The organism is Bacillus thuringiensis (assembly GCF_001182785.1).
Lineage (GTDB): Bacteria > Bacillota > Bacilli > Bacillales > Bacillaceae_G > Bacillus_A > Bacillus_A thuringiensis_S.
Genome location: NZ_CP012099.1, coordinates 1,529,575 through 1,550,087 on the forward strand (window position 1 = coordinate 1,529,575; position 20,513 = coordinate 1,550,087).

Sequence of the window (20,513 nt, forward strand, 5' to 3'; positions counted from 1 at the left end):
TCAAGATATCTTCCGTCTAGTTGGCCTGGCATGTTATTTGACGATTACTTTGCCTTCCATTCCTTTAAGGAGATGGTATCGACATATTAATTCATATGTACCAGTATTTTTAGGTTTCACGGTAATATTCTTTTCTTTTCCTGACTCGACTACGACGTCAATGCCGAGTTTTTTCACTGTAAAGGTGTGCTCGTTTTTACCTTTATTTTTCAATAGTAATGTTGTTGATCCTTCAAGCGGAATCGTGATGACATTTGGATTAAAGTAATCATCATTTAGTTCAACCTCAATCACGTTCGTTAAATCGGTAGGTTGTGTTACGACATTAACTGAGGCAAATACATGAAAGGATCCTAAAGACATCCACCATACAATCATTACAAGCAAACTGCTGAATCGAAATAACCACCTGTTCATAGACATTTGCAATTCTCCTTTGTTAAGTACTTTTCCTCAATTAACCTGCATCATTAGTTTAAGAGTTATACTATACAGTTAAATTGATTACAGAAGAAATTAACTTGGACTTTTTTAACATGCGTTGAAAAAACATGTATCTTTTCAGGATTGAATTATCTATAAAAAGTTTATCCCGCTATTTGCCGGGTAGTAAGACCCCTACCTCAAAATTCAGCGGAAGCAAAGCAGTTAGGAGGGGGAGCGGGCTGTCCGTAAAAGTCCGATTGGTGAGGGGTGATTAAAGTTTCACTTTATAGCATATATACTCTCGTGTTAAATTTCATATACCGTAATAAGAATAAAAAATTATTTTTTCGAAAAAATGTAGTAATTCCCTTTTGTAGTTTGCTATAATTAGTTCGAATGTGGGCAGTATCAGAGCGAACTGCACCATGATTCGAAGTAATACGAAAAATAATAACTTGGATTCTGCCTTGATCCAATAACGGACTGGGACAGAGGGATGAATAATGCCGACTAACACACAACCCTTCTGCCCTTTTATGGCCAGAGGGGTTTTTTATATGATTTCGGCCATCTCCTCTCTCCTGCATAAAGGAGGAGTAGTTTTTGAAAACAAAAACAGTTTTTTTGAAGATGAAAGAGCAAGGTGAGCCGATTACAATGCTAACGGCGTATGATTATCCATCTGCTAAATTAGCAGAAGAAGCTGAAGTTGATATGATTCTAGTTGGAGATTCTCTTGGAATGGTTGTACTCGGATACGATTCAACAGTACCTGTAACAGTAGAGGATATGATTCATCATACGAAAGCTGTACGCCGCGGAGCGAAAGAGACGTTTATTGTAACTGATATGCCATTTATGTCGTATCACGTATCGTTACAAGAAACGATGGTGAATGCACGCCGCATCGTTCAAGAGAGCGGGGCGCATGCACTGAAGGTAGAAGGTGCTGGAGAAGTTATATCAACAATTCAATATTTGACGAACGCAGGAATTCCTGTTGTAGCGCATTTAGGTTTAACCCCTCAATCTGTAGGAGTGTTGGGTGGATATAAAGTGCAAGGAAAAGATGCGGAGAGTGCTAAGAAATTAATAGAAGATGCAAAGAAATGTGAAGAAGCTGGTGCAATAGCGCTTGTGTTAGAATGTGTACCAATGCAGTTAGCAGAACTTATTTCAGAGCAACTAACAATACCGACAATTGGGATTGGTGCAGGACAAAAAGTAGATGGGCAAGTGCTTGTTTATCATGATCTTATCTCATACGGCGTGAATCGTGTTCCGAAATTTGTGAAGCAATATACGTCTGTTCAAGAGGAGATTGTGCGTGGGATTTCACAATACGTTACTGAAGTAAAGACAAGGCAATTTCCTGAAGAAAAACATTCGTTCACAATGAAAGAGGAAGAATGCTTAGCGTTATACGGAGGAAAACAATAATGAAAATCGTAACTACAGTGCAAGAGATGCAGCAAATTACAAACGAACTTCGTGCAAGTGGAAAGAGTATTGGTTTTGTTCCAACGATGGGTTATTTACATGAAGGGCATGCTACCTTATTACGTAAGGCAAGAGAAGACAATGAAATTGTAGTTTTAAGTGTATTTGTAAACCCGCTGCAATTTGGCCCAAATGAAGATTTAGATCGATATCCTCGTGATATTAATAGAGATGAAAATGTAGCAAAAGAAAACGGTGTAGATTATTTATTTTATCCGAGTGTAGAAGAAATGTATCCAACAGAACAAACAACAACAGTAGAAGTTGTGAAGCGCACGGACGTATTATGCGGTCAACAAAGACCTGGTCATTTTGCTGGTGTTGCAACTGTACTAATGAAACTATTTAATATTACGCTGCCAACGCGTGCTTATTTCGGTATGAAAGATGCTCAACAAGTTGCAGTAATTGAAGGATTTGTAACTGATTTCAATATTCCGGTTACAATCGTACCAGTTGATATTGTAAGGGAAGAATATGGATTAGCGAAAAGTTCTCGTAACGTGTACCTATCACAAGATGAACGTGAAGAGGCTCTTCATTTATACCGCAGCCTATGTATAGCGAAAGAAAGAATTGAGGTAGGTGAACGTAATCCGGAAATCATTACAAATCTTGTGAAAGAGTATATTGAGACGCATACGAAAGGCACTGTAGATTATGCGGATTTATATGCATATCCGTCATTAACAATGGTAGAGAAAGTCGAAGGACGAATCATTTTAGCTATTGCAGTTAAGTTTGAAAATGTAAGATTAATTGACAATATAACATTAACGGTTAAATAAGGGGGAGCATCTATGTTTCGCACAATGATGAGAGCAAAGTTACATCGTGCAACTGTAACGGAGGCAAATTTAAATTATGTAGGTAGTATTACAATTGATGAAGACTTAATGGATGCAGTAAATATTGTAGAAAACGAAAAAGTCCAAATTGTAAATAATAATAATGGTGCTCGCTTAGAGACTTACGTTATTAAAGGGGAACGCGGTAGTGGTGTTGTTTGTTTAAATGGTGCTGCGGCAAGGCTTGTACAACCAGGGGACAAAGTAATTATTATTTGTTATGGGCTAGTTACGGAAGAAGAGATTCATAAACAAGAACCAAAAATTGCAGTACTAGACGATAATAATCAAATTATTGAAATGTTAGGTGCTGAAAAAGCGGGTACGATATTATAAGTAGAAAGGCTATCTCCATTGCGGAGATAGCTTTTTTGTGCATCTTTTCATTAAGATGAGATAAAACGTGGTATAGTAACATTATATAAATTATTGTTGTTTGAAAGGTAAGAAATTGAGGTGTTACATATATGAGTAAGCGTTATGTCGTTGTTGATTTAGAGACGACAGGGAACTCCTGGAAAGATGGGAAGGATAAAATTACCCAAATTGCAGCTGTTGTAGTAGAAGATGGAGAGATATTGGAGATTTTTTCGTCTTTTGTTAACCCAAAAAGAGAGATCCCACCATTTATTACAGAATTAACAGGGATTGATGAAAGTCTTGTAAAACAAGCCCCGTTATTTCAAGATGTAGCCCCGATGATTGTTGAGCTATTACAAGGTGCGGCTTTCGTTGCGCATAATGTTCACTTTGATTGGAATTTTTTAAATGAAGAATTAAGGCAAGCTGGATATACAGAAATACATTGTCCTAAAATCGACACGGTTGAATTGGCTCAAATTCTTTTACCGACAGCTGATAGTTATAAATTACGTGATTTAGCTAAGAAGCATGAACTAGAACATGATCAACCACATCGTGCGGATAGTGATGCTCTTGCAACAGCGGAATTATTTTTACAATTTTTAAATGAAATTGAAAAGTTACCACTTGTCACGTTGCAATCGCTTTATGAATTAAGCGACGTGTTCCAAAGTGATATAGCTGATGTGCTTTCTGAAAATATTTTAAAGAAAGTAATGCATGGTAAAGAAGATATAGCGGAGTATGAAATACATCGAAATATTGCGCTGAAAAAGCGGAACTATTCTTTAAACCTTGGAGAAACGTGTCCATCAAAGTTTGATGCTTTCTTGAATAAAACGATGGATAAATTGGAATCACATATGCCAAAGTTTGATAGAAGAGAAAGTCAACAACTGATGATGAAAGAGATATATACGGCGTTAAGAGATTCTCGTTTTTCACTAATTGAAGCCGGTACAGGAACAGGAAAGACTCTTGCGTATTTGCTTCCTAGTCTTTATTTTGCAAAGAGAAAAGAAGAACCTGTCATTATAAGTACACAAACGGTACAACTCCAACAACAAATATTAGAAAAAGAAATACCGTTATTACAAAAAATAATGCCATTTTCATTTGAGGCAGCTCTTCTAAAAGGAAGAAAGCATTATCTTTGCTTACACAAATTTGAGTATGCTTTACAAGAGGAAGAAAAAAATTATGATATGGCACTTACGAAGGCAAAGATTTTAGTTTGGCTATTGCAAACTGAAACGGGTGATCGAGACGAATTAAATATTCCTGAGGGCGGAAAGTTACTTTGGAATCGTATTTGTAGTGATGCGTATAGTCCGGGCGGTATGCAAAGTAATTGGTTTAGTCGTTGTTTTTACCAGCGAGCGAAGAATAAAGCTTTATTTGCAGATATCGTTATCACAAATCATGCGTTATTATTTCAAGATTTTTCAAGTGAAGAACCGCTGTTTGCTTCATGCGAACATATTATTTTTGATGAAGCTCACCATATTGAAGAAGCTGCGAGTAGAACATTGGGTGAACAGTTCTCTTGTATGTATTTTCAATTGGTTATATCTCGTCTTGGGACGCTAGAAACAGAAGATGTACTCTCCAAAGTATATAAAATGATGAAAAAATCAGAGCAAGCATCTCGTTCAACTTTCCGTATGATAAGTTATAGTTTGAAGGAACTTAAGTTTGATGCGGATGAACTCTTCCAAATGTTACGTACTTTTATATTTAAACAAACAAAGCAAGAACAAGGAACGAATAATATGCCGCTCATCTATAGGTATAACACAGAACTAGAAAAAGGTAAGTTGTGGGATAGTATCGTCGAATTAACAAATCGTTTTATATATGAATTAAGAAGGGTAGTAACTGCTCTTGAGAAGCAAGTGGATATATTGCAAAGTAAGTTAGAATGGGAGATGCATGTTGTAACAGGTGAATTTATGCATTTAATTGAGTTGCTGAGAAAGATGGCAGAATCATTACAGTTACTCGTATTAGAAAAGAATTCGTATGTAACTTGGATGGAGACTGAAACGAAAGGGACGATTCATTCAACAGTTCTATATGCACAGCCTGTTCATATTGGTGAAAGATTTGCTGATGAATTTTTAACAGAAAAAAAGAGTGTTATTTTTACATCCGCAACACTAACAGTTAACGATACGTTTGATTATATAAAAGAGGAACTTGGTTTGCATGATTTCGCTCCAAATACTTTAAAGGTTCCGTCGCCATTTCGTTATGATGAACAAATGAAATTAATGGTTTCAACGGATGTACCTTTTATTAAGCAAGTAAGTAATGAGCGATATATTGAATCTATATCGGAACATATTGCAAAGATAGCGAAAGCCACAAAGGGCAGAATGCTTGTTTTATTCACTTCGTATGAAATGTTAAAAGAAGCGTATGCGAATTTAAAAAATAATGATGAATTAGAGGGTTTTTTATTACTCACACAAAGTGTGAATAATAGAAGTCGAAGCCGCTTAATTCGAAAGTTTCAAGAGTTCGACAAATCAATTTTATTAGGGACGAGCAGTTTCTGGGAAGGGATAGATATTCCAGGAGATGCCTTAAGTTGTCTTGTTATTGTCCGTCTACCATTTACGCCTCCTCATCAGCCGATGATGGAAGCGAAAGGTGAGTGGCTAAAAAATCAAGGTGAGGATGTATTCGCTAAATTAGCGCTGCCACAAGCAATATTACGTTTCAAACAAGGATTCGGCCGCTTAATTCGAACGAATACAGATACAGGAACGGTAGTAGTGTTAGATCGTCGTTTGACGAGTTCTTCCTATGGAAAACGATTTCTACAATCGATCCCTAACGTATCTCTTTATGAAGGGCCATTAGAAGAATTATTAGTACAATTAGAAGAACCATCAAATGAATAAAAATGGAAGAAAAATACGCCTGAAGTACTTATAAACTTCAGGCGTAAAAAATGTGGGTAGGAGGAATTTTATTTTTCTTACTTCTTGTATACAAAATGTGTTGGTTTTCGACTTGAAACCTTTTTTTGCTGTACATGTCCTGCTATAATAGATGGGTGATGAAGCAGGGGTTGTAAAGAATGTACTCTTATTGTAACCGCATTGCGTTCTTCTATAATTAGAAATTTTTGTGTAACGGAGGAGTTTTTTCATGGAGAAGAAAATCGAAGTACTATCAACGACGCGTATTAAATATTCGTCTGATTTGTATAAAATTGTTGATAGTTTGAATCGTACGTTAAAAGAGCAGGACCTCATGTTCGGACTAGCATTAGACGAAAAAGATAAAGAAACAGCTGTATTTACGATTTACAGAACGTAGTGATACAATGAAAAAGTGGATCTTTGCAATCATTATTGTTATCGTTGCTAGCGGAATATATGGGGCGTATGTTTATAATAAAGCAATGGGAAAGAAAATTCCAAAAGAGTCGAAATTTGTAGAAATTGCTAAAGAAAAAGCAAAGCTTACAAAGGTGAAATCTGTTGATTATTACAACGGAAAATCTGCATATATAGTCGTGCAAGGTACAGATGAAAAGGGAGAACAACTTATCGTTTGGGTGCCTGAGAAAAAAGGGGATACTGTAGTAAGGAAAAAGAGCGAAGGTATTTCTGAAAAAGAGGCTATACAAAGAACGTTAGAACAAGTCGGCAATGAAAGTAAGGAATCAAAAAGTAAGCCGAAAGAAATTATGAAAGTGAAATTAGGCTTTGAAAATGATGTACCACTATGGGAAGTTACATATATTGATGATGACAATCGTTATAGTTATTACTATCTTGAATTTAAAGATGGGAAATTTTTAAGACGATATAGCATTGAAAAATAGATGTAGGGGGAACTACAAATGAAATTAGCAAAGCGAGTAGCTGCTTTAACACCGTCTTCAACTTTAGAAATTACAGCAAAGGCGCAAGCATTAAAAGCAGAAGGTCATGATGTAATTGGATTAGGGGCAGGGGAACCTGACTTTAATACACCAGAGCATATTATGGATGCTGCACATAAAGCGATGTTAGAAGGGCATACGAAGTATACACCAACAGGTGGACTACAATCGTTAAAACAAGAAATTGTGAAGAAATTTACTCGCGATCAAGGTATTGCGTATGATCCATCTGAAATTATTGTATGTAATGGCGCAAAGCATGCATTATATACATTATTCCAAGTATTACTTGATGAGGGAGATGAAGTTATCATTCCAACTCCTTACTGGGTAAGCTATCCAGAGCAAGTAAAGCTTGCTGGCGGTAAGCCGGTTTATGTAGAAGGTTTAGAAGACAATGAGTACAAAATTACAGCAAAGCAGCTGCGTGAGGCAATTACAGAGAAAACGAAAGCAGTTATTATTAATTCACCGAGCAATCCAACAGGAATGATTTATAGCAAAGAAGAATTACAACAGCTTGGAGAAGTATGTTTAGAACATGATATTTTAATCGTTTCTGATGAAATTTATGAAAAATTAATTTATGGTGGCGTAGAATATACTTCAATTGCCCAGCTTTCTAATGCATTAAAAGAACAAACACTTATTATTAATGGTGTATCTAAATCTCATTCTATGACAGGATGGCGTATTGGGTATGCTGCAGGAAATAAGCAGCTTATTAAAGCGATGACGAACTTAGCGAGTCATAGTACGTCAAACCCTACTTCAATCGCTCAATACGGCGCAATTGCGGCATATGCGGGCTCACAAGAACCTGTGGAAACAATGCGTCAAGCCTTTGAAGAGAGATTAAACATCATTTATGATAAATTAATTCAAATCCCTGGCTTTACTTGTATTAAACCGCAAGGTGCATTTTACTTATTCCCTAACGTAAAAGAAGCTGTAGCTTTATCAGGATATACAACAGTTGATGATTGGGCAAAAGCTCTATTAGAAGAGGAAAAAGTGGCTCTTGTACCAGGTACAGGATTTGGTGCTCCAAATAATGTTCGTTTATCATATGCGACATCTCTTGAACAAGTAGAGAAAGCATTAGAACGCATCCATACATTTATGAAAAGTAAAGTGCAAGCTTAATTGTATATTTCATTCATGTAATATAAAAAACCTCCCTATTAATGGGGAGGTTTTTTTGACGAATTGTGGCAAAAAGAAATAGCTAAAGGTGTGTTATACTAGAGAGCGAGGTGTTTGGTGATGAAAAAGAAAATGATGTTACATTGGTTTGAGCAGGGAAGCATTGCAATTCCAAAATTGCTTATGATGCATTATAAAAAATTAGGTTTAAATGAGACGGAATTTATGGTTGTACTTCATGTACATACATTTTTAGAATCAGGTAATTCGTTTCCGACTCCTTCAGAGATTTCTGAACGGATGACGATAACGGAAATGAAATGTATGGAAGTAATTCAAGCGTTGATTCAAAAAGGTTTTTTATCACTAGAAGGTGGACAAAGATCAGAAGCGATAATGTGCGAAAGTTATTCTTTACAACCGTTATGGGAAAAAATATTACATTTCTTAATGGATGAATCAATAGAGGAAGAGCAAAAAGAGAAAAAACAGCTGCAAGTAAATTTATATACAGTATTTGAAAAAGAATTTGGAAGACCACTTTCGCCGTTCGAATGTGAAACGTTAGGAATGTGGGAGGACCAAGATCAACATCATCCAAATTTAATTCAAGCGGCTCTTAGAGAAGCTGTAATGAGTGGAAAACTAAATTTCCGATATATTGATCGTATTTTATTTGAGTGGAAAAAGAATGGAATTAAAACGGTAGATCAGGCTCAAAATCAAGGTCAAAAATTTAGAGCGAATCAACAAAGAGCACAACAAATGACAAAACAAGAGACGAAATTTACTGGAAAAGTGCCTTTTTATAATTGGTTGGAGCAGTGATATAGGAGGAGAAATATGCTTAACAAAACGCAAATCCGTTATTGTTTAGATACAATGGCGGATATGTATCCAGAAGCGCATTGTGAATTGGTTCATGATAATCCATTTGAACTTGTAATCGCGGTGGCGTTATCTGCACAATGTACAGATGTACTTGTAAATAAAGTGACAAAAAATTTATTTCAAAAATATAAAACACCAGAAGATTATTTAAGTGTTTCTCTAGAAGAATTACAACAAGATATACGCTCTATCGGATTGTATAGAAATAAAGCAAAAAATATTCAAAAATTATGCCGAATGTTATTAGACGACTATAATGGGGAAGTACCGAGCGATCGAGATGAACTTACGAAATTACCCGGTGTAGGAAGGAAAACAGCGAATGTTGTAGTTTCTGTAGCGTTTGGGATTCCTGCAATTGCTGTTGATACACATGTGGAGCGAGTGAGTAAACGATTAGCGATTTGTAGATGGAAAGATTCTGTGTTAGAAGTAGAAAAAACGTTAATGAAGAAAGTACCGATGGATGAGTGGGGAGTTACGCATCATCGTATGATTTTCTTTGGACGTTATCATTGTAAAGCACAACGACCGCAATGTGAGGAGTGCAGACTGTTAGAAGTATGTCGTGAAGGAAAGAAGCGAATGAAGGTGAAATAAGGGATGGAGCGAGTTATAGAAATACCGACAGAATTTCACTACTTACCATTTTTTAAAGAAAGCGTAAATTCAATTGAGTATCATACAGCCAAGTCTTTTGAAGAAATAATACAAAATACTTACTTTATATTTGATATTGAAAGACAGTATGAGCCATGGAAGGAAATTGAAAACAGTATTCCAACGATATTGAATGTATGGAAAAATAAGCATGAAGACATTGCTATACTGTTTCGAAATAGAAATAAGCAAGAGGCTGAGGAGCCAATGATTCTTTTTGCAGCTCACTTGTTATCGGTTGTCTATTGGCTAAATGAGCAACCTGTTCATAGTTTGAATGAAATGCAAATAAATACGAATAAATTAAAAGTGCAACCTGTTAATTTTATGGAAAGATATTCATTCATAATAAAGAAACCGAGTAATTATCATTCTTATATTCAATTAGCGCAGTTGTATATCGAAATAGAAAAGCTGTATGTAAAGAAAATGATAACAAAAAAGAAGTCCGCTTCTCGTTAAGAGAAACGGACTTCTTTTTTTGTTTATTAGGACTCTGTTGTAACAACAGTACCGTCTGCGTGAGGTGTATCTCCTCCGGTATTTTGGTGTTGCTGTTCTTGTTGTTTCTTAGCTTCTTCTTCAGCTTTTTTCTTTGCCTCTTCTTCAGCTTTCTTCTTAGCTTCTTCTTCAGCTTTTTTCTTGGCTTCTTCTTCAGCTTTCCTTCTAGCTTCCTCATCAGCTTTCTTTTGAGCTTCTTCTTGCTGTTTACGTTGTTGTTCTTGTTGCTGTTGTTGTTGTGTCTTAGCCTCTTCTTCAGCTTTTTTCTTAGCTTCGTCTTGTTTTACTTTATCTTCATTAGCCTTTTTCTGGGCTTCCTCATCAGCTTTTTTCTTAGCTTCTTCATCGGCCTTTTTCTTAGCCTCTTCTTCAGCTTTTTTCGCATCTGGAGTTCCACCAGGCGCAGTGAAGGATGCACCAACTGCTGGGCTTGTTCCAGTGCCTTTTTTCGCTACTACAGAGAAGCTGTAAGTAACACCTGGTTTAATACCACCAAGAGTAGCTGTCGTACCACTTATTGATAGGCTACCACTTGAACCGTCAGTTGCTTTATAGCTAGCTGCATATGCATCAACTTCTGCAGGTCCAGACCAGTTTAGTGTAACTGTGCTAGCGCCATCAAAAGTGACATTTAGACCACTAGGGGCATCTACTTTAATTTGTTTAATTGCATCTTTTTTCGCACCTTTTACGTATAACTCTCCGTTTATTTCTTGTACAGAAGAAGGACGTTCAAAGCGTGATTTATCTGTAGCGAATTTGCTCATCATTACTTGGAACATTTGCTGTGCAATTCTAGTGGAGCGATCACTAACATAATTTTTTGGACCATCTTTTTCGTAACCAGTCCAAACAGCCATTGTGTATTGTGGTGTATATCCAGCAAACCAGCTATCTCTGTTGGCATCAGCTGGGATGTCATATTTTTGAAGAACTGATTCATCAAAGTTTTGTGTTCCTGTTTTACCTGCTACGTCAACACCTGAAACGTATGCTGTTGGACCTGTACCACCAGAACCAGGTTTTACTACGTCACGAAGAACGTCAGTAACCATGTAAGCTGTATAGTCTTGCATTGCGCGTTGTTCTTTAGTTTTAAAGCTTTTCTTTTTCCCGTCCGGGAAGGTTACTTCTTTTACGAAGTGTGGTTTATTATAGTTACCACTATTACCAAAGGTTGCATATGCACCTGCTACTTCTAGTGGAGAACTATCGTTACTACCGATTGCTGTTGATTCGTAGACTTTTCCTTCTTTAAAGGTCATACCTAAACCTTCAGCGAAGTCTTTTGACTTATTAAGACCAACTGTTTGTGCTGTCTTTAAAGCTGGAATGTTTAATGACTTTTTCAAAGCTTCACGTAGTGAAACGTCACCTTTGTAACTCTTTGTTGCATTTTGTATTTTCTTACCATTGGAATACGTATACTCTGAGTCGTTTAATTGATGGTATGTAGACCATTGTAAATTTTCAATTGCTGGACCGTAGTCGAAAATTGGTTTCATTGTTGAACCAACTTGGCGTTTTAAATCAGTTGCCATATTATGACCTTTGAAAGTAGACTTACTTTCTTTACGTCCAGCACCAATTGCTCGAACTTCTCCAGACTGTGTATCCATAAATACGAATGACCCTTGGAATTGATCGTCCGGATACTTAATAAGATTGCCATCCATAATTTTGTCGGCGTAATCTTGAGCATCTTGATCAAGTGTTGTATGAATCGTTAAACCATCCGAACCAATATTTACATCAGGATATTCTTTTTCAACTTCTTTTACAACCGCATCTAAAAATGCTTGATACTTCATCTCAGTTACTTCTGAAGACGGTTGAAGGCCCTCCGTTACTGGGATCTTAACGGCGTTATTCATTTCTTCTTTTGTTATATAACCATGTCGATTCATTAATGATAATACGACATTACGACGATTTGTTGCTCGATCAACATTTTCCTTTTTGGTTGGATCATAAATGTTAGGACCTTGGGGTAAACCAGCGAGCATTGCAGCTTCATGTAATTGCAAGTCTTTTAAATCTTTACCATAATATTTTTGCGCTGCTGTCGCAATACCGTATGAACGGTTACCTAAATTAATCTTATTTAAGTACATTTCTAAAATCTCATGTTTAGAGTATTGTTGTTCTAATTTGTAAGATAAGTACCATTCTTGTACTTTTCTCTTAGCAGTTTTCTCCATCGTTAGAAAATAGTTTTTAACAACTTGCTGTGTAATCGTACTACCACCTTGGGAACCGAAACCACCAGTGACATTTTCCATAACTGCTTTTGTAGTTCGTTTAAAATCAATTCCACTATGATCATAGAAACGCGAATCCTCAGTTGCAAGGAATGCATTTTCAACTACTTTTGGAATTTGATCATAAGTAACATGAGTTCGTTTTTCAGCACCGTATTCATAGAAGAAATTTCCGTTTTTATCAAGAAACTTTGTTGATAAAGGATTAACAAGTTTGGATTTGTCTAATTTTGGAGCGTCCTTTACCATAACAAAGAAAGCGGAAACGCCGGCTACAAGACCAACGATACCAAGAAGTAGACAACCTATAAGGAATTTCTTGAAAAAGGAGCCTTTTTTCTTTGGTTTTTCTTCTTTATGTGTTTTTTTCTCTTGATTTTTTACATGATTTCGTTCTGTACGAGAACGATAATTATCTGACATTATACTTTCTCCTACCTTTCATTCTCTCCCTCAAAAGTCGAAAAAAGAGCCTTAGTGATGACTCTATCACGAAAAATAAACCGTGTCTAGTACACGGATATAGTCAATCCGAGGATGATAACCGCATGATAATAAGGATCCATGCTCTTCTATTTCTTCTTTCGTAATCGACTTGCGTCCACCAGTATTTTGACGATTCCAAAATGCAATAATATGTTTTGCATCTAATAAATAAAATTCATCAAAAAGTGTAAATTTAATAATAACAAATGCAATTCCATTATGAGCAACCACTTGCTTCATATGTTCAATTTGATGAAGGTGGAAGTTTTGAAGTGGGAAACTAGTTTTATTTTTTGTTTCCTTCGCTTCAAAATCGATGTATTTCCCTTTGTATACACCGTTGTAATCTGTTGTAGAAGGTTGTTTAAAATACGCTTCTTTTACCACTGCAGCACTTCGAGCGGGGTAATCTACTTTTACAATTTGAAGAGGTGTAGGTTTTTTATGTACACATGCAATATTATGGGTTAAGTAATATTGATTTGTTTCATTCAATTCCTCTTCAAGGGACATACCTCTATTACTATAAGTATGTGTTTTTATAGGTGTTTTTTGAGGTTGTGAAGCTTGATTATACCTTTTTCCATTTGGGTAACGAATGGTCATAGTGTGTCCACTCCCAACTTGTTAAGAATTACTTACAAAGGTGATTATATCAAAAAATGAAAAAAGATGTGACCTTTTTGATGAAAGGTATGATGACTTATTCATGTTTACAGGGAATGATTATATGAAAATTAAACAAAATCGAGAAAAAAAGTTTTGTACAGAGGAAGAAAAAGAAATTATTTACAATATTAAAAAGAAAACAGAAATAGCTAATGTGGACAATATTTCTCGGACGCAATCTTATCAAGAATATTATTTAAGAAATAGTGAAATCAGGTGGGCCTTTTTAGCGAGTATGGTTTCGAGAAATGCAGGATGGAATATGACTGATTTGGAAGGGAGATATTATGCTACTATTTTACCTAAAACGGTAAAAAAACATTTATTTCTTCTATACGAACAAGCTAATTGGATTATTTTCTTAGATGCATTTCCTCAGTTATTATTGTATGAGGAAAGTAAGAAGAGCCGTGCACCTCTCTTTCATTTGTTGCAATATTTCAGTGTATCAATTTTTATGGAAAAAGAATGGTTACTTTTCTGGGAAAGAAGAGATATGAATAGGCTTATGACAGCGCTTATTATAAATGAACAAAATAAAATTCAAAAACCAGTCATTGAGAATACATATTTTAAAAAATATGTATTCCATACTGCACTTTTTAAAGTACAAGAAAGATTTCATATTAGTGCAGTTATCTTCCCAACAATTGAAGGGAGAATGTATGGATTTTCGGTTTATCAATTTGAAACGTTACAACAGCGTATAGAACTGGGAAAAAAATTAGCATGGTTATTGTTTCATCCGATTTATAATGGTTCGTTTTATAAGTTTGCATTGCAAACTACACATACTGGGTCTAGAGAAGATTATGAATTTTACGCAAAGAAAACTAGAAAATCTTGTACGCCAGCACTTAGAGATGTTTATTCTGTTGTTTCACATGAAGAAATAAAAATGAGAGATTGGTTTTGTGCAAATATGAAAATGAATGTGCTATTTGTACTTGAAGAACCTAAAGGGGAAGTTAATATAACAGAATGGTATAGAAGAAAGAGGGAACAAATCTATAGGATATCTATCATAAATCGTTTTGCTAAAAGGATGGATGAGTTCATGATATAATAAAAAAGAAGTCCCGTCTTCCATTTTGAAGACGGGACTTCTTAATTTGAAATAATCCTGCTATGCTTGCTACGACTTTAATCTCAAAACGTAATGCTAGTAGGAGATTAAGGGTGACTAGAAATTTAACCGTTCGTAATAAAGTCTCGCTTTATGTAGCAGGGAAGTTTGGACCATCTAGCTTTGGATTGCCAGTCTCGGGTTTATTTTGTTGTTTGTTTTGTTTTTTCTTTTTTTCATTTTTGTTCTTTGCCATTGTAATACACCTCCTTTTTGTATTGTTACCATTTCTATAAATGACATACGAAATGATTTCTTTGACGAATAACAACTAGTTTTGTCATGTGGGCAGGAGTGGTGAATCATTCGGCGAAATTACATGACAAAGGAAAAGCAAAGAAGGAGGCGTTTTGTATATGGCGATGGTTCAGAAGGAAGATGTAATGAAAAAAATGGATCAAATGTTAAGTTCTCTCGATTTGCTGGAAATGAATATAGGGATTAGAATGAATCATGCATTAAAGGGTGCGAGTGAAAAAATATGCAATAAGATAGAAATAACAGAAATGCATATTGAACATATGGAAAATAAATTAGTGCATCACGAAGAAAAAGGGAATTGGGTAAAGACATTTCAAAACGTCGTAGTGAGTGCATAATAAGGTGGGAAAGAAATGAAGAATGAAGCATTAATACAGTCTTCAGAAAAACTCATGCAGTATAATAATGAAGCGAATGTAAAAAAAAGAGAACTGATTGAATACGATTTTTATAAGGATATGAAACCGTTTGTAGATATGGTAGATGAGGAATTAGAGAAGTGGAAAGAATTAGCTTATACGTGGATTAAAGAAGAAAAGCCAAAGTATATACATGTACAGCAAATTGATCAAGTATACGATAATTTACAAACGAATGTGTTACAATGCTTTGTAAATAAAGGTAAAGGTAAACGATTCTTTGAAACACACCAAGCCGTTTCGTATACTTTGCAAAATATAGTTGAGCAATGTAAATAACAAGAGGGAGAACCCTCTTGTTATTTTTATGCTTCTGTCATTGTTGTAGGTTTTGTTGCGCCGTTTATTTCTAATTCTTTTATTAATGTTCGATAATCTGATATGCATATTTTTCCTTCAAGATACCAATGTCTCGCAAAGTCTAATAATTCATTTGCATTCTCTGTGCAATACCCCTTTTTTTGAGAAAACGCTTGTTTTAAATCCCCTAATACCATGTTGATTCCTCCCCCATGAGAATCTTCTTCTTAATTATCATAGCATGGAAGGGTTTTCTTTCTTAATTTTTTAAAAATTTAAACTTCCGACAAAAATAGACAGATACTCCATCACACATATTATTTTATAGGTACATATTATATATGTAGAAACTTATGTAAAGGAGGAGAGAATGCATGTTTCAACAACCTAACGTATATCAGCAAACGAATCCATATGCACAGCAAAATATGTACCAATATAATACGGATACATATTTACGGTATAATATGTATCCTTTCGAGCCTTATTATGGAAATCAAAATTATTATCAACCGTTTGAAGTGTCATTTATGAATCAAGCTCAACAACCACAACAGCAGCAATCTTATGTGAATCAAGCTCAACAACCACAACAGCAGCAACCTTATGTGAATCAGGCTCAACAACCTTATGTGAATCAAGCTCAACAATCACAAGCTCAGCAACCATACATGAATCAACAACAGCAGCAGCCTTATATGAATTCGCAATATTATATGCCACCACCAACGGCCTATGCTAATCAACAAGGGATGTTTTATCCACCAAAACAACCGTATCCGACGCAGAGTAAACAAAAGCAACAACAGCCAAGTCAGTTTTCTAGTTTTGTTTCTCAATTTAAAACATCAGATGGTAACTATGATGTAAATAAAATGATGAATACAGCTGGACAAATGATGAATGCGATGAATCAGGTGACAGGTATTGTAAAGCAAGTTGGAGGTTTTTTTGGTAAGTAATGTTGAAGGGTTGTCTATGAAAGTATTGTATATGAAATAAAGGACTAGACAAATTTCCTTGTAATAAATGGGTATATATAACAAACGGCTTTCTCTCTTTTCTCATACTGTAAAGTGTAATCAGATTTTTTTAACGAGAGAGGAGAGAAAAAACTATGCATCATTGTCATCCTTGCTTTGGAGGGCATAAGCCTACAGGACCTATTTGTACAACTGCTCCTGTCATTCATCCGACGAAACAATGCGTAACACACTCTTTTTCAACAACGGTGGTGCCACACATTTTCCCAACACATACAACACATGTACACCATCAACAAATTAAAAACCAAAACTTCTTCCCACAAACAAATTCAAATGTAAATGTTGTGGACCCAATCGATCCAGGATTTGGTGGCGGATGTGGACCGTGTGGCCATGGCCATCATCATCATCATCACGGACATCAAATTTCTCCATTTGGACCAGGACCGAATGTGTCACCGTTTGGACCAGGACCAAATGTATCACCATTTTTACCAAACAATGTATCGCCAATTGGTCCAAATATCGGACCAAACGTTGGTGGAATATTTAAAAAGTAAATGATATGTTAGAACTAGCGAAATGCTAGTTCTTTTTTTGTAATTGGAGTGTTGATATGAAAGTTATTGCAGTAACAGGATATAAGCCATTTGAACTTGGAATATTTAAAAATGATCATCCAGGGGTGGAGTGTATAAAGAAGGCATTACACCGTAAATTAACCACTTTTGTAGAAGATGGTTTAGAGTGGGTTATAATAAGCGGTCAGTTAGGTGTAGAATTATGGGCTGCTGAAGTTGTTTTTGAAATTCAAATAGAATATCCAGATTTAAAATTAGCGGTATTCACTCCGTTTTTAGAACAAGAAGAAAGTTGGAAAGAAGATAATCGTGAATATTACGAATTTATTCTCTCCCAAGCAGACCATGTTGATAGTATCACGAAAAGGAAGTATGAAAGTCCAGAGCAATTTAAATTAAAAAATCAATTTTTTATTGAAAAAAGTGATGCGCTTTTAGCGGTATACGATGAAGAAAAACCAGGAAGCCCCAAATATATTGTAGAAGCAGCAAAGAAAAAAGGGGAAATAGAAAATTATCACAGTTATTTCATTCTTTTTTCTGATTTACAAGATATAATAGAAGAGGAACAGTGGAATAATGCAGAGTAATATGTAATATAGTACTCGTATATATGATTGACAAAAAGCATTGTTTCTGAAAAAATTTAGTTAATGAAAGTTTTGGTAAAAATTTGAGGTGAAGAAAATGATTTCGGATAAAATTAAATTAACAGCGAAAGATATTTTAGAAAAAGAATTTAAAACAGGTATGAGAGGTTATCAGCAAGAAGAAGTAGACAAGTTTCTTGATATGATCATTAAAGATTATGAAGCTTTCCACAAAGAGTTTGAGCAATTAAAGCAACAAAATGCTCGTTTAAAGCGTGAATTAGAGGAACAAAAACTAGCAGTAACGCAAGTTCCACAACAACCTGTACAAACACCAGTTGCACAACCGGTTTATAACAACACGAATACGGATATTTTAAAACGCTTATCTAACTTAGAAAAAGCTGTATTTGGAAGTAAGTTATACGAATGATGTAAGGTGGGAAAAGGTTTAAGCATTTTACATAGAAAAAAACGTTGCAAAATCTTTTTGTTTCCACTATACTAATGGATGTCATAACGTTTGGGTAATCGCTGCAACGCCAACGTTGTAGAGGAAAGTCCATGCTCGCACGGCCTGAGATGGCTGTAGTGTTCGTGCCTAGCCAATTCATAAGCTAGGGTATTCTGGCTGTAAGGCTGGTTTAACGGCAGGGAAAAAACCTAAGTCCTTTCGGATATGGTTTGACTACCTTTAAAGTGCCACAGTGACGAAGTCCTTGAAGAAATGATAGGAGTGGAACGAGGTAAACCCCACGAGCGAGAAACCCAAATAATGGTAGGGGAATCTTTTCCAAGGAAATGAACGACGGGAAAGGACAGGTTTTATAACCTGTAGATAGATGATTGCCACCGGAGTACGAGGCGTGGGCCGTTTGTAGTACAAAGGAACAGAACATGGCTTACAGAACGTTATGAACCAACTATGAAATAACTCAGCTCTCCTTTGTTAGAGGAGGGCTTTTTATTTGTATGAAGTTATAAAGTATGAGTTAAAATGATTAATGAGAAAATTCTTCGTAAAATGTAATGATTAGTAGAACCAATTGCTATTAATTATTGTTTGAATATACATAAGAGGTGAATACAAATGGGAAAAGTTACTTTAATTGCAACAGCGGCAATGGGTATTGAAGCGTTAGTTGCCCGAGAAGTTCGCGATCTTGGTTATGAATGTCAAGTAGAAAACAGCAAAGTAACATTTGAAGCAGATGAAAAGGCGATTTGTCGCACGAATTTATGGTTACGTACTGCAGACCGTGTAAAAATTAAAGTTGGCGAATTTAAAGCAACAACATTTGATGAGCTATTTGAAAAAACGAAAGCATTAAACTGGGGAGATTATATTCCAGAGAATGGCGAATTCCCTGTTATCGGTAAATCTTTAAAATCTGAATTATTCAGTGTTTCGGATTGCCAACGTATTGTTAAAAAGGCTGTCGTTGAAAAATTAAAAACAACATATAAACGTACAACTTGGTTTGAAGAAGATGGTCCGTTATTCCGTATCGAGATTGCAATGCTTAAGGATATTGCAACATTAACAATTGATGCGAGTGGTGTTGGACTTCATAAACGTGGATACCGTATGGATCAAGGGGAAGCTCCGTTAAAAGAAACATTAGCTGCGTCTTTAATTAAATTAACAAACTGGAAGCCAGATCGTCCATTTGTTGATCCATTCTGTGGATCAGGTACAATTCCAATTGAAGCAGCATTAATTGGACAAAACATTGCACCAGGATTTAACCGTGGTTTCGCATCAGATGAGTGGGGCTGGGTAGGTAAACAAAACTGGCGTGAAGCTCGTCAAGAAGCTGAAGATTTAGCGAACTATGATCAACGATTACAAATCATTGGATCAGATATTGATCATCGTATGATTCGAGTTGCTCAAGATAACGCAGACGAAGTAGGCTTAGGCGATTTAATTACATTTAAACAAATGCAAGTAAAAGATTTCACAACAAAAGAGGATTATGGCTACGTTGTAACGAATCCTCCATACGGAGAACGTTTAAGTGAAAAAGCACTCGTTGAACAACTGTATAAAGAAATGGGACAAGTATTCCGCCCATTAGATACATGGTCAGCGTATGTATTAACAAGCTACGAAGCATTTGAGAAGTGTTACGGAAAAGATGCGTCGAAGAAGCGTAAACTGTTTAATGGATTTATCCGTACAGATTACTACCAATACTTCGGAAAACGTCCACCGCGTAATTCATAGTATAAAACTCCTCCAGCGCGCATATACTGGCTATTATGTAATGCGTAAAGGAGGAAGTGATATGGATAGTTTCCAATTATCAATGATTCAAAAAGCTATTCACCGTACGTATGATGAGCTCGGAAAAGAAGTGGATAGTCAAGGTGTAATTGTAGATGAAATACAAAAAGCACAAGAAGAATATTTGTCAGCTCTTTCACATGAAACGGCGATTGATAAACGGTATTTAAAGTCATTAATATAGAAGAAAATTTTCCTTTTTCGAAAGGAAAATTTTTTTTCGTGAATTTCGATGTATTGCAACAGGGGAAAGAGGTTGCACACATATGTGTAGCAGTTGCTATATCTTTTTATAGAAAAACTTTTTG

23 protein-coding genes and 1 other RNA gene are annotated in these 20,513 nt (G+C 35.7%); 20 read left to right on the forward strand and 4 right to left on the reverse strand.

The window, feature by feature from the left end; genetic code table 11:
• Positions 1-33: 33 nt before the first annotated feature.
• On the reverse strand, positions 34-423 hold the full coding sequence (locus tag AC241_RS08110) for a cupredoxin domain-containing protein (RefSeq protein WP_000062380.1): 390 nt from the start codon (positions 421-423) through the stop codon (positions 34-36).
• A 606-nt stretch (positions 424-1,029) separates the two neighbouring features.
• Here AC241_RS08110 and panB point away from each other — a divergent pair.
• From panB to AC241_RS08165, 10 genes are all read left to right on the forward strand, one after another.
• The gene (gene panB / locus AC241_RS08120) at positions 1,030-1,866 is read left to right on the forward strand and encodes a 3-methyl-2-oxobutanoate hydroxymethyltransferase (RefSeq protein WP_050843092.1); all 837 of its coding nucleotides are present in this window, start codon (positions 1,030-1,032) and stop codon (positions 1,864-1,866) included.
• Complete coding sequence (gene panC / locus AC241_RS08125; RefSeq protein WP_050843094.1) at positions 1,866-2,714, forward strand: pantoate--beta-alanine ligase; 849 nt, start codon at positions 1,866-1,868, stop codon at positions 2,712-2,714. Before panB ends, panC begins: the two co-directional genes overlap by 1 nt.
• A gap of 12 nt (positions 2,715-2,726) precedes the next feature.
• The gene (gene panD, locus AC241_RS08130) at positions 2,727-3,110 is read left to right on the forward strand and encodes an aspartate 1-decarboxylase (RefSeq protein WP_000490182.1); all 384 of its coding nucleotides are present in this window, start codon (positions 2,727-2,729) and stop codon (positions 3,108-3,110) included.
• 131 nt (positions 3,111-3,241) lie between these two features.
• Complete coding sequence (gene dinG, locus AC241_RS08135) at positions 3,242-6,046, forward strand: ATP-dependent DNA helicase DinG (protein ID WP_050843096.1); 2,805 nt, start codon at positions 3,242-3,244, stop codon at positions 6,044-6,046.
• A gap of 250 nt (positions 6,047-6,296) precedes the next feature.
• On the forward strand, positions 6,297-6,467 hold the full coding sequence (locus AC241_RS08140; protein WP_000412179.1) for a YpmA family protein: 171 nt from the start codon (positions 6,297-6,299) through the stop codon (positions 6,465-6,467).
• Positions 6,468-6,474: 7 nt separating this feature from the next.
• Entirely contained in the window at positions 6,475-6,978 is a 504-nt protein-coding gene (locus AC241_RS08145) for a cell wall elongation regulator TseB-like domain-containing protein (RefSeq protein WP_000758740.1), read from the forward strand.
• 18 nt (positions 6,979-6,996) lie between these two features.
• Positions 6,997-8,184 carry an aspartate transaminase AspB gene (gene aspB, locus AC241_RS08150; protein WP_029441861.1) on the forward strand — a complete coding sequence of 396 codons (1,188 nt, stop codon included), beginning with the start codon at positions 6,997-6,999 and terminating at the stop codon, positions 8,182-8,184.
• Between the two features lie 120 nt (positions 8,185-8,304).
• Positions 8,305-9,012 carry a DNA replication protein DnaD gene (gene dnaD / locus AC241_RS08155; protein WP_050843098.1) on the forward strand — a complete coding sequence of 236 codons (708 nt, stop codon included), beginning with the start codon at positions 8,305-8,307 and terminating at the stop codon, positions 9,010-9,012.
• A gap of 15 nt (positions 9,013-9,027) precedes the next feature.
• Positions 9,028-9,675, forward strand: a complete 648-nt coding sequence (nth, locus tag AC241_RS08160) for an endonuclease III (RefSeq protein WP_016082245.1) — start codon at positions 9,028-9,030, stop codon at positions 9,673-9,675.
• Between the two features lie 3 nt (positions 9,676-9,678).
• A complete protein-coding gene (locus tag AC241_RS08165; RefSeq protein WP_050843100.1) occupies positions 9,679-10,197 on the forward strand; it encodes a YpoC family protein in 519 nt (172 codons plus the stop codon).
• A 26-nt stretch (positions 10,198-10,223) separates the two neighbouring features.
• Here the strand turns inward: AC241_RS08165 and AC241_RS08170 are convergent, their stop codons facing one another.
• Positions 10,224-12,920, reverse strand: coding sequence for a PBP1A family penicillin-binding protein (locus tag AC241_RS08170; RefSeq protein ID WP_050843102.1), 2,697 nt, complete (start codon positions 12,918-12,920; stop codon positions 10,224-10,226).
• Between the two features lie 66 nt (positions 12,921-12,986).
• A complete protein-coding gene (gene recU, locus AC241_RS08175; RefSeq protein ID WP_000155599.1) occupies positions 12,987-13,589 on the reverse strand; it encodes a Holliday junction resolvase RecU in 603 nt (200 codons plus the stop codon).
• Positions 13,590-13,692: 103 nt separating this feature from the next.
• On the opposite strand from recU, the gene AC241_RS08180 reads away from it, so the two are divergent.
• The 3 genes from AC241_RS08180 (at position 13,693) to AC241_RS08190 (ending at position 15,737) form a co-directional block, all read left to right on the forward strand.
• The gene (locus tag AC241_RS08180) at positions 13,693-14,718 is read left to right on the forward strand and encodes a DUF2515 domain-containing protein (protein ID WP_050843103.1); all 1,026 of its coding nucleotides are present in this window, start codon (positions 13,693-13,695) and stop codon (positions 14,716-14,718) included.
• A 416-nt stretch (positions 14,719-15,134) separates the two neighbouring features.
• A complete protein-coding gene (locus AC241_RS08185) occupies positions 15,135-15,377 on the forward strand; it encodes a hypothetical protein (protein ID WP_016082241.1) in 243 nt (80 codons plus the stop codon).
• A 15-nt stretch (positions 15,378-15,392) separates the two neighbouring features.
• On the forward strand, positions 15,393-15,737 hold the full coding sequence (locus AC241_RS08190) for a YppE family protein (RefSeq protein WP_000786937.1): 345 nt from the start codon (positions 15,393-15,395) through the stop codon (positions 15,735-15,737).
• A 26-nt stretch (positions 15,738-15,763) separates the two neighbouring features.
• Here the strand turns inward: AC241_RS08190 and AC241_RS08195 are convergent, their stop codons facing one another.
• Positions 15,764-15,955, reverse strand: coding sequence for a YppF family protein (locus tag AC241_RS08195; RefSeq protein WP_000242652.1), 192 nt, complete (start codon positions 15,953-15,955; stop codon positions 15,764-15,766).
• A 177-nt stretch (positions 15,956-16,132) separates the two neighbouring features.
• Here AC241_RS08195 and AC241_RS08200 point away from each other — a divergent pair, with 177 nt between their 5' ends.
• From AC241_RS08200 to AC241_RS08225, 7 genes are all read left to right on the forward strand, one after another.
• Positions 16,133-16,720 carry a YppG family protein gene (locus AC241_RS08200; RefSeq protein WP_050843105.1) on the forward strand — a complete coding sequence of 196 codons (588 nt, stop codon included), beginning with the start codon at positions 16,133-16,135 and terminating at the stop codon, positions 16,718-16,720.
• A 155-nt stretch (positions 16,721-16,875) separates the two neighbouring features.
• Complete coding sequence (locus AC241_RS08205) at positions 16,876-17,304, forward strand: CotD family spore coat protein (protein WP_016084316.1); 429 nt, start codon at positions 16,876-16,878, stop codon at positions 17,302-17,304.
• A gap of 56 nt (positions 17,305-17,360) precedes the next feature.
• Complete coding sequence (locus tag AC241_RS08210; protein ID WP_016082238.1) at positions 17,361-17,915, forward strand: SLOG family protein; 555 nt, start codon at positions 17,361-17,363, stop codon at positions 17,913-17,915.
• A gap of 97 nt (positions 17,916-18,012) precedes the next feature.
• Positions 18,013-18,348, forward strand: a complete 336-nt coding sequence (gpsB, locus tag AC241_RS08215) for a cell division regulator GpsB (protein WP_000622431.1) — start codon at positions 18,013-18,015, stop codon at positions 18,346-18,348.
• 86 nt (positions 18,349-18,434) lie between these two features.
• Positions 18,435-18,825: RNase P RNA component class B (gene rnpB, locus AC241_RS32730), an RNA gene on the forward strand.
• Between the two features lie 180 nt (positions 18,826-19,005).
• A complete protein-coding gene (locus AC241_RS08220; protein WP_016082236.1) occupies positions 19,006-20,145 on the forward strand; it encodes a THUMP domain-containing class I SAM-dependent RNA methyltransferase in 1,140 nt (379 codons plus the stop codon).
• A 61-nt stretch (positions 20,146-20,206) separates the two neighbouring features.
• A complete protein-coding gene (locus tag AC241_RS08225; RefSeq protein WP_000376898.1) occupies positions 20,207-20,389 on the forward strand; it encodes a DUF3921 domain-containing protein in 183 nt (60 codons plus the stop codon).
• Positions 20,390-20,513: the final 124 nt, after the last annotated feature.